A 16,438-nucleotide genomic window follows, 5' to 3' on the forward strand; every position below is an offset into this window, starting at 1 on the left:
ATTGTCCGAACTTCTAGAATACCATTATATTATATCAGATATTATAGGCAACGTTAGAGAAGGTATTAGTTGACTATAAACGCGGAATTATTCCCAAAAATTTTGAGGGAGGGAATCACTTGGAAAAGGTAGATATTTTTAAAGATATTGCAGAACGAACAGGCGGTGATATTTATTTTGGAGTTGTAGGAGCTGTTCGAACAGGGAAATCAACATTCATTAAAAAATTTATGGAACTTGTAGTTATTCCAAATATTGAGAATGAGTCTGACCGTCAAAGAGCGCAGGATGAATTGCCTCAAAGTGCTGCTGGTCGTACAATTATGACGACGGAACCGAAGTTTGTTCCAAACCAAGCGGTTTCTATCGAAGTAGATGAAGGACTTGAAGTGAATATTCGATTAGTAGATTGTGTTGGATATACGGTTCCTGGAGCGAAGGGCTATGAAGATGAGAATGGCCCGCGCATGATTAATACCCCTTGGTATGAAGAACCTATTCCATTCCATGAAGCTGCAGAAATTGGCACGCGTAAAGTAATTCAAGAACATTCAACAATTGGTGTTGTAATTACAACAGATGGAACAATTGGTGAAATTCCAAGAAGAGATTATATAGAGGCAGAAGAACGCGTTGTAAATGAGTTGAAAGAAGTAGGAAAACCTTTCATTATGATAATTAATACGGTACAGCCGTATCATCCAGATACAGAGCAATTACGCCAAAGTTTATCAGAAGAATATGATATCCCGGTTATTGCAATGAGTGTGGAGAGTTTAAGAGAAACAGATGTATATAATGTACTTCGTGAAGCGTTATTTGAATTCCCTGTATTAGAAGTGAATGTGAACCTTCCAAGCTGGGTAATGGTGCTAAATGAAGGGCATTGGTTGCGTCAAAGTTATCAAGAAGCAGTTCAAGAAACTGTGAAGGATATAAAACGTCTTCGTGATGTGGATCGCGTTGTTTGGCAGTTTAGTCAATATGAATTTATTGATCGAGCGAGCCTAGCTGGCATTGATATGGGGCAAGGTGTGGCGGAGATTGATTTATATGCGCCAGATGAATTATATGATCAGATTTTAAAAGAAGTAGTAGGAGTAGAAATTCGAGGGAAAGATCATTTATTAAAGCTTATGCTCGATTTATCTCATGCGAAAATAGAGTACGATCAAGTGGCGGATGCACTGCGTATGGTTAAGCAAACAGGATATGGTGTAGCAGCGCCTGCATTAGCGGATATGAGCTTAGATGAGCCAGAAATTATTCGTCACGGTTCAAGGTTTGGTGTGAAGTTAAAAGCGGTAGCGCCATCTATTCATATGATTAAAGTAGATGTAGAGTCAACGTTTGAGCCGATTATAGGTACTGAAAAGCAAAGTGAAGAATTAGTTCGTTATTTAATGCAAGATTTTGAAGATGACCCGTTATCAATTTGGAATTCTGATATATTTGGACGTTCACTTAGCTCGATTGTTCGAGAAGGAATTCAGGCAAAATTATCTTTAATGCCAGAAAATGCTAGATATAAATTAAAAGAAACGCTAGAAAGAATTATTAATGAAGGATCTGGCGGATTAATTGCGATTATACTATAATAAAAAATCCCTCTCATTGTAGAGGGATTTTTTATTTTTTTTGATTGTAAAATAGAAAAATAAACAGTCATTATCTAATACATTGTTGTAAATTGTCAAGTTTCATCAGATTTTCACATTTTCAGAGTAACAATTTCCTTAAAAATATTGAATTATAAAGGAGAATCGTATAATATAGGCGTTGATAATGATTTATCTACATCTTTGTAGTATAGAATTTGCAAAAATTGCCTACAAATGAAAGTAAGACTCATTTTATGATCATTATACAGTCTTATCTTTGGGAGGAGGTGAATGGCATGAACAAGACAGATTTAATCAATGCTGTTGCAGAAGCAAGTTCCCTTTCTAAAAAGGACGCAACAAAAGCAGTAGACGCTGTTTTTGATTCTATCTTAGAAGCTTTAAAACAAGGTGATAAAGTACAACTGATCGGATTCGGTAACTTCGAAGTTCGTGAGCGTGCGGCTCGTAAAGGTCGTAACCCACAAACAGGTGAGGAGATTGAAATCGCTGCAAGTAAAGTACCTGCATTCAAACCTGGTAAAGCGTTAAAAGATGCGGTTAAATAATCCTTACATATTAACAGGGAAGAAGAGTTTCCTTTTTGGGAACTCTTCTTTTTGCTTTTAAAAACATAAATATGCTAGAATGTGTTCGTATCACTTTTAGGTTTTCGGGAGGGCTAGCGGATGGCAAAAGTTAATTTAGAACAAATTGAACATGCAGTACGCCTTATTTTAGAGGCGATTGGGGATGACCCAAATCGTGAGGGAGTACTTGATACACCAAAGCGTGTTGCAAAAATGTACGCAGAAGTGTTCTCAGGTATGCATGAAGATCCGAAAGAGCATTTGCATAAAGTATTCGGAGAAGATCACGAAGAGCTTGTACTAGTAAAAGATATACCATTTTATTCGATGTGTGAGCATCATTTAGTTCCATTCTATGGAGTTGCTCACGTTGCATATATTCCGCAAGGTGGAAAGGTGACAGGGTTAAGTAAATTAGCTCGTACTGTAGATACAATTGCACGTCGTCCACAACTGCAAGAACGTATTACATCAACAGTAGCGAACTCTATTATGGAAGTACTAGAGCCTCATGGTGTAATGGTAGTAGTAGAAGCAGAACATATGTGTATGACGATGCGTGGTGTGAAAAAACCAGGTGCGAAAACAGTAACGACAGCAGTACGTGGTGTGCTTGAAAATGATGCTGCAGCACGCAGTGAAATTTTATCGTTTATTAAAACGAAGTAAAGAAAAGCGGGAAACTGCTTTTCTTTTTTTTTTTAGTAAATAAATGATATAGTTTTAACTAGACAGAGTGAGATTAGAAAGATTGCTTACATGAATGGTAGGTGTAGCCAAGTTTTGGTTATAGAAAATAGAGTGTATGTGTTATAATAAGTTTTATGAATTAGAAAACAAGGGTGATTTTTTGTGTGTGACATCTACGGAGGGTATGCGGGTATAAAAGAAAAATTGATGGAGAAATTACGCCATCCTTATTTTATAAACTATATTGAAGAACCATTTATTGATGAAGAAAAGATAGCATTGTTATATGGTGCTTTAAAGAGTGCAAACTTACATATAGAACAAATTGAGCATTACGTAGTAACAATTATGCTTGTACAAATTGCGCTTGATACACATGAAAGGGTATCAAATAAAGTAGGCGAGGAAGAAATTGAATCGCATAAATGTCGTCAATTAACAGTACTTGCAGGCGATTACTATAGTGGACTATATTATTATTTATTGTCTATGAACCGTGATATTGTTTTAATTCGTGCACTTGCTGAAGGAATTAAAGAGATAAATGAACACAAAATTATGTTATACCAAAAAGCGCATGAAACGATGAATGACATAATGAAAAGCATAGTAACGATTGAGTCTGCACTCCTTCAAAAAACATGTGATCATTTTCATTTATCACATTGGAAGCCATTTATCACATACGTATTAGGTGGAAATCGCCTTCAAAAAGAAATTCAATTGTATGCTGATAAACAACATTCACCTGTTTTTCAAGCTATGCAAGATGCTTTAGGGGATAAAGCAGAAGTAGTGATTAATGGTTGGATGAAGGACTTGAGAAAGAAAGAAAAACAATTTTTAGAAAATCACACAGATATAAATAAAATAAATTCTGTGTTAAGGAATAAATAGAAGACATAAGCAATTTTACATTGGAAGAAGGTACGAGCATGCAACAATCAAAAGAAGAAAGAGTACATGACGTATTTGAAAAGATTTCTGATAAATACGATGTGATGAATTCTGTAATTAGTTTTCAAAGACATAAAGCGTGGCGTAAAGAAACGATGCGAATTATGGATGTACAACCAGGCAGTCAAGCGCTTGATGTATGCTGTGGAACCGCGGATTGGACAATTGCGCTAGCTGGAGCCGTAGGTGAACAAGGAAAGGTTGTTGGCTTAGACTTCAGTGAAAATATGTTATCTGTCGGTAAGCAAAAGGTAGAGGCGTTACAATTAAAACAAGTAGAACTTCTACATGGGAATGCAATGGAACTTCCGTTTGAAGATAATACGTTTGATTATGTGACGATTGGGTTTGGTTTACGTAACGTGCCGGATTATATGCACGTATTAAAAGAAATGACGCGTGTAGTAAAACCAGGTGGAAAAGTAATCTGTTTAGAAACATCTCAACCAACAATGATTGGTTTTCGACAAGGGTATATTTTATACTTTAAATATATCATGCCGTTATTTGGAAAGATGTTTGCGAAAAGTTATAAAGAATATTCATGGCTTCAAGAATCTGCTAGTACGTTCCCAGGAATGAAAGAATTGGCTCAAATGTTTGAGCAAGCTGGACTTGAACGTGTGCAAGTGAAACCATTTACTTTTGGGGTAGCAGCGATGCATTTAGGTATTAAACCAGAATCAAAATAGAAAAAAGAAGTTTTAGGTTAAGGTGAACAATATGAAGTTACAACTTATGTACTCTTTTTTACGATCGGATATTAATGTGATAGAAAAAGAATTAAAAAAGACAGTCGCTTCTGAACAGCCATTAGTAGAAGAGGCAGCATTACAGCTTATTGAAGCTGGTGGGAAACGAATTCGTCCTGTATTTGTGTTGCTTGCAGGGAAATTTGGAGATTATAAGTTAGATGCGATTAAGCATGTTGCTGTTGCGTTAGAACTTATTCATATGGCTTCTCTTGTTCACGATGATGTTATTGATGCTGCATTTTTACGACGCGGCAGTGCGACTGTGAATGCGAAATGGGGAGATCGTATTGCGATGTATACAGGGGACTATCTGTTCGCTAAGTCTCTTGAATGTATAACAAATATCGAAATTCCAGAGGCGCATCAAGCGTTATCACATACTATTTTAGAAGTCTGTAAAGGTGAAATTGAACAAATTAAAGATAAATACAATTATGACCAAAATTTAAGAACGTATTTAAGAAGAATAAAGCGAAAAACAGCATTATTAATTGCCGCGAGTTGTCAATTGGGAGCGATTGCTGCTGGTGCTAATCGTGATACGGTAAATCGTCTATTTTGGTATGGGTATTTTGTAGGGATGTCTTATCAAATTATTGATGACATTTTAGACTTCGTTTCCACAGAAGAGAAACTTGGAAAACCTGCTGGCGGAGATTTACTACAAGGGAATATTACACTTCCTGCTTTATATGCGATGGAAGATCCAGTACTTCGTCAGAAAATCACATCTGTACATGAAAATTCAACAGCAAGTGAAATGCAAGAAATTATTGATGCTGTAAAAAATAGTACAGCAATTGATCAAGCATTTGCGTTTAGTGAACGTTATTTACATAAAGCTTTAGAAATAATAAAACCACTTCCACGTGGAAAAGCAAAGTACGCATTACAAAATGTTGCAAAGTATATTGGAAAACGAAAATTTTAATGTTTATTCTAAAAAATAAAATAATCTCTCTATTTCAAAACTATTGCACAATTGTGATAAGGGTGATAATATGTGTGTGGGGATATACAATTACATACATAATTCAGAAGTGGAGAGATTTTTTATGGAAAAAACATTTCTAATGGTAAAACCAGACGGTGTACAACGTGCCTTCATTGGGGAAATTGTAGCTCGTTTTGAGAAAAAAGGCTTTCAATTAGTTGGTGCAAAATTAATGCAAGTCACTCCGGAAATTGCTGGACAACACTACGCTGAGCATAAGGAAAAACCTTTCTTTGGTGAGTTAGTAGAGTTTATTACATCTGGACCTGTATTCGCAATGGTATGGCAAGGTGAAGGTGTAGTAGATACAGCGCGTAACATGATGGGGAAAACAAGACCACATGAAGCAGCTCCTGGAACAATTCGTGGAGATTTCGGTGTAACTGTTGCGAAAAACATTATCCATGGTTCTGATTCTTTAGAAAGCGCAGAGCGCGAGATTGCTATTTTCTTTAAAGAAGAAGAATTAGTTGACTACTCAAAATTAATGAATGAATGGATTTACTAATTATTTTGAAATAATTTGTAAACGCTTTAATCACTGTGATAATAGTAAAAAGTGCAAGGAGAATAGGGGTATTCTTCTTGCACTTTTTTTATTTTCAGTTAGTTACGAAGTTTGAGCTGTTATGATATGTTGATATTTAAATTAGGCCTATCGGAAATATAGAATAAGAAAATGGTCGATTTATGATATAATTTCTTTAATATTTTTAGAATGATAAAAGTTAATATAGTGAGATAAATACATATACGAAAAGAGGAATAACGTATGCGATATATTACAGCTGGTGAATCTCATGGTCCACAACTTACAACGATTATAGAAGGTGTTCCGGCAGGATTGTCTTTAGTAGCAGATGATATAAACGAAGAGTTAGCTAGAAGGCAAAAGGGATATGGGCGCGGTAGACGCATGCAAATTGAAACGGATCAAGTGCAAATTTTAAGTGGTGTTAGACATGGAGAAACATTAGGTTCCCCTATTGCACTTGTTGTTGAAAATCGTGATTTTGCACACTGGACAAAAATTATGGGGGCGGAGCCTTTAACTGAGCAAGAAGAAAAAGAGATGAAAAGGAAAGTGACAAAACCAAGGCCTGGGCATGCTGATTTAAATGGTGCGATTAAATATGGTCATAGAGATATGAGGAATGTACTGGAACGCTCGTCAGCGCGCGAAACGACGGTACGTGTTGCTGCTGGTGCGGTTGCTAAAAAGGTGTTAGCAGAACTTGGTATTAAAGTGGCGGGCCATGTAATTGAAATTGGCGGTGTACAAGCTAAGGAGATTACGTATAGTTCAATTGAAGAATTAAAGAGTATTACAGAAGCATCTTCTGTACGTTGCTTAGATGAAGAAGCTGGTAACCAAATGATGAAAGCGATTGATGATGCGAAAGCAAATGGTGATTCAATTGGTGGAATCGTTGAAGTAATTGTGGAAGGGATGCCAATTGGAGTAGGTAGCTACGTGCATTATGATCGAAAACTGGATGCGAAATTAGCAGCTGCAATTATGAGTATTAATGCTTTTAAAGGTGTCGAGATTGGAATTGGTTTTGAAGCAGCGCATAGACCAGGAAGTGAAGTTCATGATGAAATTCTGTGGGATGAGGAGCATGGATATACACGAAGAACAAATAATGCAGGTGGACTAGAAGGCGGTATGACGACTGGAATGCCAATTGTTGTGCGCGGTGTGATGAAACCGATACCTACACTTTATAAACCTCTTCAAAGTGTAGATATTGATACGAAAGAGCCTTTTACAGCGAGTATTGAACGTTCAGATAGTTGTGCAGTGCCAGCAGCTAGTGTCGTTGCAGAAGCGGTTGTGGCTTGGGAATTAGCGACAGCTTTAATAGAACAATTCGGATTAGATCGTATGGAACTAATTCGTGAAAATATTGAGAAACATAATGAATATGCGAGGGGATTTTAATGGGAAACATACATATTCAAACGAAATCAAAAGAATATGATGTACATGTTGGTAAAGAAGCGTTGTCAAACTTAACAATGATCGTTCAAAATATGCAGCCAGCGGTATCTAACGTAATGATCATTTCAGATGAAGCTGTTGCATCACTACATTTACAGACAGTTATCGATGCATTACAAGTAGAGCAGCACGTGTTTTCGTTTGTTGTACCAAGTGGCGAAAAAGAGAAGTCTTTCGAAAATTTCTATGCGGCTCATACGTCAGCTCTTGAAAATAAATTAGATAGAAATTCTTTAATTCTTGCACTTGGAGGCGGAATGATTGGAGATTTAGCTGGTTTTGTTGCTGCATCGTTTATGCGTGGTATTCGCTTTGTGCAGGTTCCGACAACTTTATTAGCGCACGATAGCGCAGTGGGTGGGAAAGTAGCGATTAACCATCCGTTAGGTAAAAATATGATTGGTGCATTCCATCAGCCAGAAGCAGTTGTATATCATACACCGTTTTTACAGTCTCTTCCTGAAAAAGAGTGGCGTTCAGGTTATGCAGAGGTGATAAAGCATGCTCTTATCGGTGATGTGGAGCTATACCATTGGTTAAAAGAAGAAGTGCAAACATTAGCGGATCTTCATGATGAGAAGTTAATCCATATATTAACGAAGGCGATTCCTGTAAAGGCAAATGTTGTGTCACAAGATGAAACAGAGAAGGGTATACGTGCTCATTTGAACTTTGGACATACGTTAGGACATGCTCTTGAAAAAGAGCTAGGGTATGGAAATATTACTCACGGTGACGGTGTAGCGGTTGGAATGTTATTCGCCATATTTTTAAGTGAGCAAGTGTACAAGGTTGATCTTGCTTATGAAGATATGAAGCAGTGGTTCTTGAAATACGGCTATCCAAAAATGCCAAGAGATTTGAATGTAGAGCGCCTCGTTCAATTGATGAAACAAGATAAGAAAGCAAATGCAGGAGCAATTCATATGGTGCTTATGCAGGAATATGGGGTAGTGAATGTCGTATCTATTTCAGATGAGACTGTTCATATTGCGTTAGAGGCATTTCAAAAAGATATGGTTTAAAATGATAGCGAAGTGCTGTGAAGTGCTCATTTAGAGGTATTCTCGTAATAGTGACGGTTATGACAAAAGATTACAGTAAGGGGCTATAACCGTATTGTAATCAAATTGAATGAAATGACTGGGGGAAGAAAAATGAGAGTGAAAGAGCAATTGTTAACTTTGAGAGCGTATGTGCCTGGGAAAAACATTGAAGAAGTAAAAAGGGAATATGGTTTATCAAAAATTGTGAAATTAGCATCCAACGAAAATCCATTCGGTTGTTCAGCACGTGTGACAGAAGCATTAACTTCTTTAGCGAGCCAATATGCCCTTTATCCAGATGGATATGCCTTTGAACTTCGGACAAAAGTAGCGGAACATTTAGGTGTAAAAGCAGAACAACTACTATTTGGTAGTGGATTAGATGAAGTCATTCAAATGATTAGCCGAGCGTTACTACATGAAGGAACAAACGTTGTAATGGCGAATCCTACGTTTTCACAATATCATCACCATGCTGTTATTGAAGGAGCAGAAGTTCGTGAAGTATCACTTAAAGATGGTATTCACGATTTAGATGCAATGCTAGAGCAAGTAGATGAGAAAACGAAAATTGTATGGATTTGTAATCCGAATAATCCAACAGGTACATATGTTGAGAAACAAAAATTACTTTCATTTTTAGAATCAGTTCCTAAGTCGGCTCTCGTTATTATGGACGAAGCATATTATGAATACGCGGAAGCAGAAGATTATCCGCAAACATTACCACTTCTTGAAAAGTATGAAAATCTTATGGTTTTACGCACGTTTTCAAAAGCATATGGTTTAGCTGCTTTTCGTATTGGATATGTGATTGGGGATGCGAAGTTAATCGGACAGTTAGAAGTAGCTAGGTTACCATTCAATACGTCAACTGTAGCTCAATCTGTAGCACTCGCTGCATTAGAAGATCAAGCCTTTTTACAAGATTGTGTGCAAAAGAATGCTGAAGGTTTAAATCAGTATTATGCATTTTGTAAAGAATATAACGTATTCTATTATCCATCTCAAACAAATTTCATTTTCTTAAAACTTGGTATACCGGGTAATGAAGCTTTCGAACGATTAATGAAAAAAGGATATATCGTTCGTTCTGGTGCTGCATTTGGTATCGATGATGGTATTCGTATTACTGTCGGTTTGAAGGAAGAAAATGATGAAATTATAGAGTTGCTGAAAGAGCTTGTAAATGAGCAAGTACAGAAAGAAGAAACATATTCTTAAGAGATTGTGAAGGCTCCTAGTATAGGAGCCTTTTTTATCGCATTAAAAATAAAGGTTGAAGACTGCTAATTAAGTTGTTCTGTAAACCATAGTTTGTATGGCTCGATAATTAGTGAGAGAAGTTATTTGCACGGTCATAAAAGAAAGCGGTACAATAGAAGATGAGGATAAGGTATCGGTGTCATATTCGAACCGTTTGAACAATTACCTACTCTGTAAGAAGAAGTATAAGAAGATGCATGCTCATTCTAAAGGTTGCGTTCTAACAGTGAGTTGCTTATGATAAAGTGAAACTTTAATCAGTGGGGGGATGTTTATCCCCCGCTGATTATTAGTTGAACCAATCGGGCTTTTACGGGCAGTTGATCCCCAAACTAACTTCTTTGCCTTAGCTGAATTTTGAGGTGGGGGTCTTACTGCCCGTTAATAGCGGGGTAAATGAACAGAAGAGAATATTTTTTAGAATTAAAGGAGACGTTTATGCAAAAGTTTGAACAAGCTGTTTCATATATTGAAAATGGTGAAGCGGAAAAAGGATTACAATTATTAAAAGAACAATTAAAAATTGCGAATGATGAAGAGAAGTATGATATCGCTCGTTACTATCATACGCTTGGATTTACAGATGAGGCATTAGCAATTACTGAAGACTTACGTTTACTGTATCCAGAAGAAAGTGAATTCACTGTATTTTTAGCAGAATTATATATTGATCTAGATAAAGAAGATGAAGCGATTGAAGTGCTTCATGATATTCCAGAAAATGACGATTTATATGTTCAATCGTTATTACTTGTTGCAGATTTATTCCAAATGCAAGGTTTTGATGATGTAGCAGAGCAAAAACTATTAAAGGCGAAAGAAATGATGCCTGATGAACCTGTTATTACGTTTGGGTTAGCAGAATTATATAGTAGTAAAGGTGAAGAACAAAAGGCAATTACTTATTATGAATCGCTATTAGCGGAACATAAAGTAATGGGTGGTGTTGTGATTGCACTTCGCCTCGCAGAAACGTTAAGCGCGATCGGAAACTGGGAAGAAGCGATTTCTTATTATGAAGCAGGCCTAGAGGAACAAAAAGATATTCACTCATTATTTGGATATGCCTTTACATTATACCAAGGTGAAGAATATCAGAGAGCAATTGGTGCTTGGCAAGAACTAAAAGAATTAGACCCTGAGTACGCATCACTGTACATGTATTTAGCGAAAAGCTATGAAAAAGAAGGAATGCTTCAAGAAAGCTATGAAACGCTTCATGAAGGAATTAAAGTAGATGAGCTTTCAGTTCCATTTTATGTAGAGTTAGCGAACATTGCGGCGAAATTAGGAAAAATAGTAGAAGCAGAGGAAGTTCTTCAAAAAGCGCTTGAGTTAGATCCAGGGCATTTAGGTGCAACATTAAAATATGCATATATCTTAAAAGAACAAGAAAAGTACGAAGAGTTAATTGCAATTGTAGAGCGTGCTATTGATAGTGGAGAACCAGATACACAACTACTTTGGGATCTTGCGTATGCAAAAAAACAATTAGAAATGTATTCGGATGCATTAAAACACTATGAAAGTGCATATACTTCTTTTAAGAATCATCCAGACTTCTTAGAAGAGTACGGTTATTTCTTATTGGAAGAAGGAAAACGAAAAGAGGCGAAAGAAGTATTTACCCAGTTATTACAACTAGACCCGACACAAATTCATATTGAAGAGTTGTTATATAATTTAGAGGATTTTTCATAAGTTGGAAGGAAACTGAATGCCGCTTCTTGAATCTAAAAAGAAAAGAGAAAGACAGAGGAGGGACTTAATTGCTATGAATACCCCTGTTTCTGTAAACGAGAAGAAGGATTTTGTAAAATGGTTTTTGAATAATTACCAACTGAAACAGCGTGAATGTGTATGGATTCTGAATTATTTAATGAGTCACGACCAATTGATGCATAAAGTCCACTTCGTAGAGCATGCAAAATATTGTCCGCGTGGCTTAGTAATGTCAGCGAATTGTGTGAAAGACACACCGTTTCACTTTTTTAAACAAAATGTTATGACAACAGATGCTGAAAAATCGTTTCATGATATTCGTTTAAATCGAGATGAGGATATTTATATTCAACTCAACTTTAAATCATCGTTTCAAAATGCGAATTATGTAGCTGTATTAGAAGAAAATCCATATCTACCAAAGCATATTGAAGTAAATGAAAAAGATCGTTTACTTGCAGAAAGGTTTTTGGAAGAAAGTGTATTTTCGTTTAGGAGAGAACGCCTTTTGAAACAAATTGATGAAGCGTTAGATAAGCAAGATAAGGAAGCGTTTCATAGATTAACGGCAGAGTTAAAGACTTTATAGAATTTATTTGGATTAATTAATTTTTACAAATTTCAGACTTTTATTAAGAAAAACTACCTATATTAGGTAGTTTTTCTTTTTTTACCTCTTTTAGTGTGGTTTAATATATATAAAGTGAAAGTTCTGTCATTTGTAAGTGAAGGAGGGAAGGGATTTGAAGTGGATTGTAAAAGATGTAGAACAGTTTGAGCAAGCAAGAGAGTATGTTGATACAGGAGTAATACCGCTGTTATCAATTTCAGCAGCAAAAGAAATGAAAATGATTGTAGAACAAGGTGAATTTATCGAATTATTGAGCACGGAATTGGAAAGAGAGTATAAAGGAAGAGTGCTTTTACTGCCTGCGTTTACGTATTTGGTAGAAAGTCAAAAGAATGAAAAAGGTCGTTTGCAAGAATGGACAAATCATTTACGAAGTGAAGGTTTTAAGCATATTGCTTATGTTACAAGTGATTTTTCATGGAAAGAGGATATGCAAGAGTTACAGGGAGATTTATTTTGGTTTCCTTCATTAGCGTTAGAACAATTTAGTGATCAAGCAAAAAGAGAAGTTATTCATGCGCATATAAAAAATATAATGGTGATGTTGGAAGAGAAATGGGGAAACTCGCAATAAACAGAAAGTTCTTATTATTATGAGTAGTATGATATTGACCTGTGCATGAGCGTATTATATCATGATAGTGTCCTAGTTTTTATTTTTTATATAATTTATCACGAGGGGACAATTTCTGATAGAGGGGGGAAATTTTCGTGAGCGACAAAGAACATCGCGTGTCAAGAAGACAATTTTTAAATTACACACTCACAGGGGTAGGAGGCTTTATGGCTGCCGGTATTTTAATGCCGATGACGCGATTTGCGCTTGATCCGGTGTTAAGAAAAGAAGCGGGAACAGATATGGTTGCTGTTGCGCAAGTAAAGGATATTACAACAGAGCCGAAGCGTTTCGATTTTAAAGTGAAGCAGGTTGATGGTTGGTACAAGTCTGAAGAACCAAAATCGGCTTGGGTTCATAAAGATGAAAGCGGAGACATTGTTGCGTTCTCTCCAGTATGTAAACATTTAGGATGTACAGTTAACTGGAATTCGGACAAAGCACATCCGAATCAATTCTTTTGCCCATGTCACGGGGGGCGTTATACAAAAGATGGGATTAACATTAAAGGTACGCCACCCCTTGCTCCGCTTGATGTGTACGAGTCTAAAGTGAAAGATGGAACGCTGTATCTAGGAAAAGCGAAGCCAAGAGGGGGTGCAAAGTAGATGTTAAATAAAATTTATGATTGGGTGGATGAAAGATTGGATATTACACCAATATGGCGTGATATCGCTGATCATGAAGTACCTGAACATGTAAACCCGGCACATCACTTTTCTGCATTCGTCTATTGCTTTGGAGGACTTACCTTTTTCGTTACTGTAATTCAAATTTTATCTGGAATGTTTTTGACGATGTATTATGTGCCTGATATTAAAAATGCTTGGGAATCAGTTTACTATTTACAAAATGAAGTTGCTTATGGGCAAATTGTTCGTGGTATGCACCACTGGGGTGCTAGTCTCGTAATTGTAATGATGTTTTTACATACACTCAGAGTTTTCTTCCAAGGTGCGTATAAAAAGCCCCGTGAGTTAAACTGGATTGTTGGTGTTCTTATTTTCTTTGTTATGTTAGGTCTTGGTTTTACCGGATATTTATTGCCGTGGGATATGAAAGCTTTATTTGCTACAAAAGTAGGGATTCAAATTGCAGAGCAAACACCGCTCATTGGTCCTTATATTAAAACATTACTCGCTGGTCATTCCGAAATTGTTGGCGCTCAAACATTAACTCGCTTCTTTGCTATTCACGTCTTCTTCTTACCAGCAGCACTTCTAGGTTTAATGGCCTTCCACTTCATCATGATTCGCAAACAAGGTATTTCCGGTCCACTATAAGAGATTGCTAAATTAAAGGGGAAAGAACTAAAGGAGGGAGATTATGCATCGCGGTAAAGGGATGAAGTTTGTAGGAGATTCTCGGGTACCAGTAGCTCGGAAACCAAATATTCCAAAAGACTATTCTGAATACCCAGGGAAAACAGAAGCATTTTGGCCGAACTTCTTGTTAAAAGAATGGATGGTTGGTGCAGTTTTTTTAATCGGTTATTTATGTTTAACAGTGGCGCATCCGTCGCCGCTTGAGAGAATGGCGGACCCAACTGATGCTGGATATATACCACTTCCAGATTGGTATTTCTTATTCTTGTATCAATTATTAAAGTATTCTTATGCTTCCGGTTCATTTACTGTAATTGGAGCATTTATTATGCCAGGGATTGCGTTTGGAGCATTACTGTTAGCTCCATTTCTTGATCGAGGTCCAGAAAGACGTCCATTGAAGCGTCCTGTGGCAACTGGATTTATGCTTTTAGCAATTGCATCGATTATTTTTTTAACTTGGGAATCTGTAGCACACCACGACTGGGAAGCTGCAAAAAAACAAGGAGCAATTGTAAAAACAGCGCCAGTTGATAAAAATGATGATGGCTATAAATTAATGCAAAAAAATACTTGTTTAACATGTCATGGTGACAATTTACAGGGCGGGGCAGCAGCACCGGCACTGCAAAACTTAACTTTAAAGCCAGAAGAAATTGCTAAAATTGCGAAAGAGGGAAAAGGTTCAATGCCTAAAGGTGTATTTAAAGGTACGGATGAGGAACTGAAGAAGCTTTCGGAATTCATTGCAAAGTATAATAAAAAATAATAAAAAGCTGACTACAAAATTTGTAGTCAGCTTTTCTATTTAGTTGGATGAAGTTTGTTATAATAGAGTAGGATTTAATGAATGAATTACTTTGCTTGAAAGGTGTTGGACATACGGATTGGTGTACTTGTATGCAATGTTAAGACAACGCTCGGTATTATTATTTTTATTAATTGTTAACATATTAGGTACAATTTACGGATTTATATGGTACGGAAATCAATTGAAAGAAACGTCACCTATATTTTGGCCGTTTGTACCAGATAGTCCTATGGCGAGTCTCTTTTTTGTCTTTGTTTTAATTGCTTTTTTGGCAAAGAGAAACTGGGGATTAATAGAAGCGTTAGCGATTGTAACTTTAATAAAATATGGTATTTGGGCTGTTGTTGTAAACGGGATTATGATTTACGTAAAAGGGCCTATTGGCCTTATGGGCTACATGTTAATGCTTTCGCACTTTGCGATGGCAGTACAAGGATTTTTATATGCCCCATTTTATCGTATAAAAAAATGGCATTTTATAGTAGCAGCTGTGTGGACGTTGCATAACGATGCAATTGATTATTTATTTTGGCAAATGCCGCGATATGGAATTATGCATTTGTTTGTAGAGGAAATTGGTTATTTTACGTTTTGGTTAAGCATTGCTGTATTATGTATTACATATTATTGTTGTTTAAGTGAGCAAAGGAAACAATTTTCTTTATGATGGTTAGAACATTTTAGGGGGGAGAACATGGAGAAAAATAAGAGTGGTACAAAAATATTGGATCGATTGATTACTTTAGTTGTTTCATATAGCATAGCATTTTCTATTTTTGCACTCTCAACAATGGCAGTTGTATATGGAAAATGGCTGTATTATTTTGAAATTGATTTTTTAAATATTCCTGATTTAGCGGATATGACGAAGGATGAAATTAAAAGAAATTACGATGTGCTTATTACATATTTATCCCCGTTTTATGACGGAGCATTACATTTGCCAACATTAGGTATGTCTACAAATGGCCGTATTCATTTTGTAGATGTTAAAAATATTTTAGTAAACATTCAATATGTGATGTATGCGACAATTATGATTGCAGTGATAGGCGGAATTTATTTATTAAAAAAGAAAAATGAAAAGTTTTTACTGCACGGATCGATTTTAACAATCATTTTTCCGATAGCGCTTATGTTACCAATTGCTATTAATTTTGAAAAGAGTTTTGTATTATTCCATAAGCTTTTATTTAGTAATGATTATTGGGTTTTTGATCCTGAAAAGGATCCAATTATATTAATGTTACCAGAAGAGTTCTTTATGCATGCTGCGTGTGCTATTTTATTATTCATTTTAGGTGGTAGTATACTTTGTTACAGTTTATATAGATATTTCGTAAAAAAGAAAAGGATGTCACAGAAAAAATTCTCTGCTTAAAGAGAATTTTTTTCTTTGTAAAATGATAATATATTTTTCGGTCTAGTT

Annotated in this window: 18 protein-coding genes; all 18 read left to right on the top strand. The window is 36.1% G+C overall.

The window, feature by feature from the left end:
• Nucleotides 1-119: 119 nt before the first annotated feature.
• The 18 genes from spoIVA to lit all read left to right on the top strand — a co-directional run bounded on the left by spoIVA (nucleotide 120) and on the right by lit (nucleotide 16,390).
• Nucleotides 120-1,598 (top strand): stage IV sporulation protein A, encoded by a 1,479-nt coding sequence (spoIVA, locus tag ACTFRH_RS03985; protein ID WP_000416519.1) that lies wholly within the window; start codon nucleotides 120-122, stop codon nucleotides 1,596-1,598.
• A gap of 299 nt (nucleotides 1,599-1,897) precedes the next feature.
• Nucleotides 1,898-2,170 (top strand): HU family DNA-binding protein, encoded by a 273-nt coding sequence (locus ACTFRH_RS03990; protein WP_001043860.1) that lies wholly within the window; start codon nucleotides 1,898-1,900, stop codon nucleotides 2,168-2,170.
• Between the two features lie 120 nt (nucleotides 2,171-2,290).
• Complete coding sequence (gene folE, locus ACTFRH_RS03995) at nucleotides 2,291-2,860, top strand: GTP cyclohydrolase I FolE (RefSeq protein ID WP_001151482.1); 570 nt, start codon at nucleotides 2,291-2,293, stop codon at nucleotides 2,858-2,860.
• Between the two features lie 183 nt (nucleotides 2,861-3,043).
• Entirely contained in the window at nucleotides 3,044-3,778 is a 735-nt protein-coding gene (locus ACTFRH_RS04000; protein ID WP_000332856.1) for a heptaprenyl diphosphate synthase component 1, read from the top strand.
• A 38-nt stretch (nucleotides 3,779-3,816) separates the two neighbouring features.
• Nucleotides 3,817-4,530, top strand: a complete 714-nt coding sequence (menG, locus tag ACTFRH_RS04005) for a 2-heptaprenyl-1,4-naphthoquinone methyltransferase (RefSeq protein WP_001187674.1) — start codon at nucleotides 3,817-3,819, stop codon at nucleotides 4,528-4,530.
• Between the two features lie 31 nt (nucleotides 4,531-4,561).
• Nucleotides 4,562-5,524 carry a heptaprenyl diphosphate synthase component II gene (hepT, locus tag ACTFRH_RS04010; RefSeq protein WP_000776077.1) on the top strand — a complete coding sequence of 321 codons (963 nt, stop codon included), beginning with the start codon at nucleotides 4,562-4,564 and terminating at the stop codon, nucleotides 5,522-5,524.
• Nucleotides 5,525-5,648: 124 nt separating this feature from the next.
• On the top strand, nucleotides 5,649-6,095 hold the full coding sequence (gene ndk / locus ACTFRH_RS04015; protein ID WP_000415884.1) for a nucleoside-diphosphate kinase: 447 nt from the start codon (nucleotides 5,649-5,651) through the stop codon (nucleotides 6,093-6,095).
• A gap of 264 nt (nucleotides 6,096-6,359) precedes the next feature.
• The gene (gene aroC / locus ACTFRH_RS04020; protein ID WP_001269388.1) at nucleotides 6,360-7,532 is read left to right on the top strand and encodes a chorismate synthase; all 1,173 of its coding nucleotides are present in this window, start codon (nucleotides 6,360-6,362) and stop codon (nucleotides 7,530-7,532) included.
• The gene (gene aroB, locus ACTFRH_RS04025) at nucleotides 7,532-8,617 is read left to right on the top strand and encodes a 3-dehydroquinate synthase (protein WP_000526810.1); all 1,086 of its coding nucleotides are present in this window, start codon (nucleotides 7,532-7,534) and stop codon (nucleotides 8,615-8,617) included. The genes aroC and aroB overlap by 1 nt, the downstream gene beginning before the upstream one ends.
• A 132-nt stretch (nucleotides 8,618-8,749) precedes the next feature.
• On the top strand, nucleotides 8,750-9,862 hold the full coding sequence (gene hisC, locus ACTFRH_RS04030; protein WP_001264025.1) for a histidinol-phosphate transaminase: 1,113 nt from the start codon (nucleotides 8,750-8,752) through the stop codon (nucleotides 9,860-9,862).
• A 480-nt stretch (nucleotides 9,863-10,342) separates the two neighbouring features.
• Nucleotides 10,343-11,605 carry a tetratricopeptide repeat protein gene (locus tag ACTFRH_RS04035; RefSeq protein WP_001168671.1) on the top strand — a complete coding sequence of 421 codons (1,263 nt, stop codon included), beginning with the start codon at nucleotides 10,343-10,345 and terminating at the stop codon, nucleotides 11,603-11,605.
• Between the two features lie 73 nt (nucleotides 11,606-11,678).
• Nucleotides 11,679-12,215 carry a ReoY family proteolytic degradation factor gene (locus ACTFRH_RS04040; RefSeq protein ID WP_001095925.1) on the top strand — a complete coding sequence of 179 codons (537 nt, stop codon included), beginning with the start codon at nucleotides 11,679-11,681 and terminating at the stop codon, nucleotides 12,213-12,215.
• Between the two features lie 154 nt (nucleotides 12,216-12,369).
• Nucleotides 12,370-12,831, top strand: a complete 462-nt coding sequence (locus ACTFRH_RS04045; RefSeq protein ID WP_000871305.1) for a YpiF family protein — start codon at nucleotides 12,370-12,372, stop codon at nucleotides 12,829-12,831.
• 137 nt (nucleotides 12,832-12,968) lie between these two features.
• The gene (qcrA, locus tag ACTFRH_RS04050) at nucleotides 12,969-13,481 is read left to right on the top strand and encodes a menaquinol-cytochrome c reductase iron-sulfur subunit (RefSeq protein WP_001280593.1); all 513 of its coding nucleotides are present in this window, start codon (nucleotides 12,969-12,971) and stop codon (nucleotides 13,479-13,481) included.
• Nucleotides 13,482-14,156, top strand: a complete 675-nt coding sequence (gene qcrB, locus ACTFRH_RS04055) for a menaquinol-cytochrome c reductase cytochrome b subunit (RefSeq protein WP_000932700.1) — start codon at nucleotides 13,482-13,484, stop codon at nucleotides 14,154-14,156.
• Between the two features lie 43 nt (nucleotides 14,157-14,199).
• Nucleotides 14,200-14,967: a menaquinol-cytochrome c reductase cytochrome b/c subunit gene (gene qcrC, locus ACTFRH_RS04060; protein ID WP_000554602.1), complete on the top strand. Its 768-nt coding sequence runs from the start codon at nucleotides 14,200-14,202 to the stop codon at nucleotides 14,965-14,967.
• Between the two features lie 118 nt (nucleotides 14,968-15,085).
• Nucleotides 15,086-15,676, top strand: a complete 591-nt coding sequence (locus tag ACTFRH_RS04065) for a DUF1405 domain-containing protein (RefSeq protein ID WP_116777454.1) — start codon at nucleotides 15,086-15,088, stop codon at nucleotides 15,674-15,676.
• Nucleotides 15,677-15,703: 27 nt separating this feature from the next.
• On the top strand, nucleotides 15,704-16,390 hold the full coding sequence (gene lit, locus ACTFRH_RS04070) for a lipoprotein intramolecular transacylase Lit (protein WP_000414380.1): 687 nt from the start codon (nucleotides 15,704-15,706) through the stop codon (nucleotides 16,388-16,390).
• The last annotated feature ends 48 nt before the right edge of the window (nucleotides 16,391-16,438 follow it).

Origin of the sequence: Bacillus cereus group sp. MYBK216-1, assembly GCF_051916495.1 — a bacterium.
Taxonomy (GTDB): Bacteria; Bacillota; Bacilli; order Bacillales; family Bacillaceae_G; genus Bacillus_A; species Bacillus_A thuringiensis_K.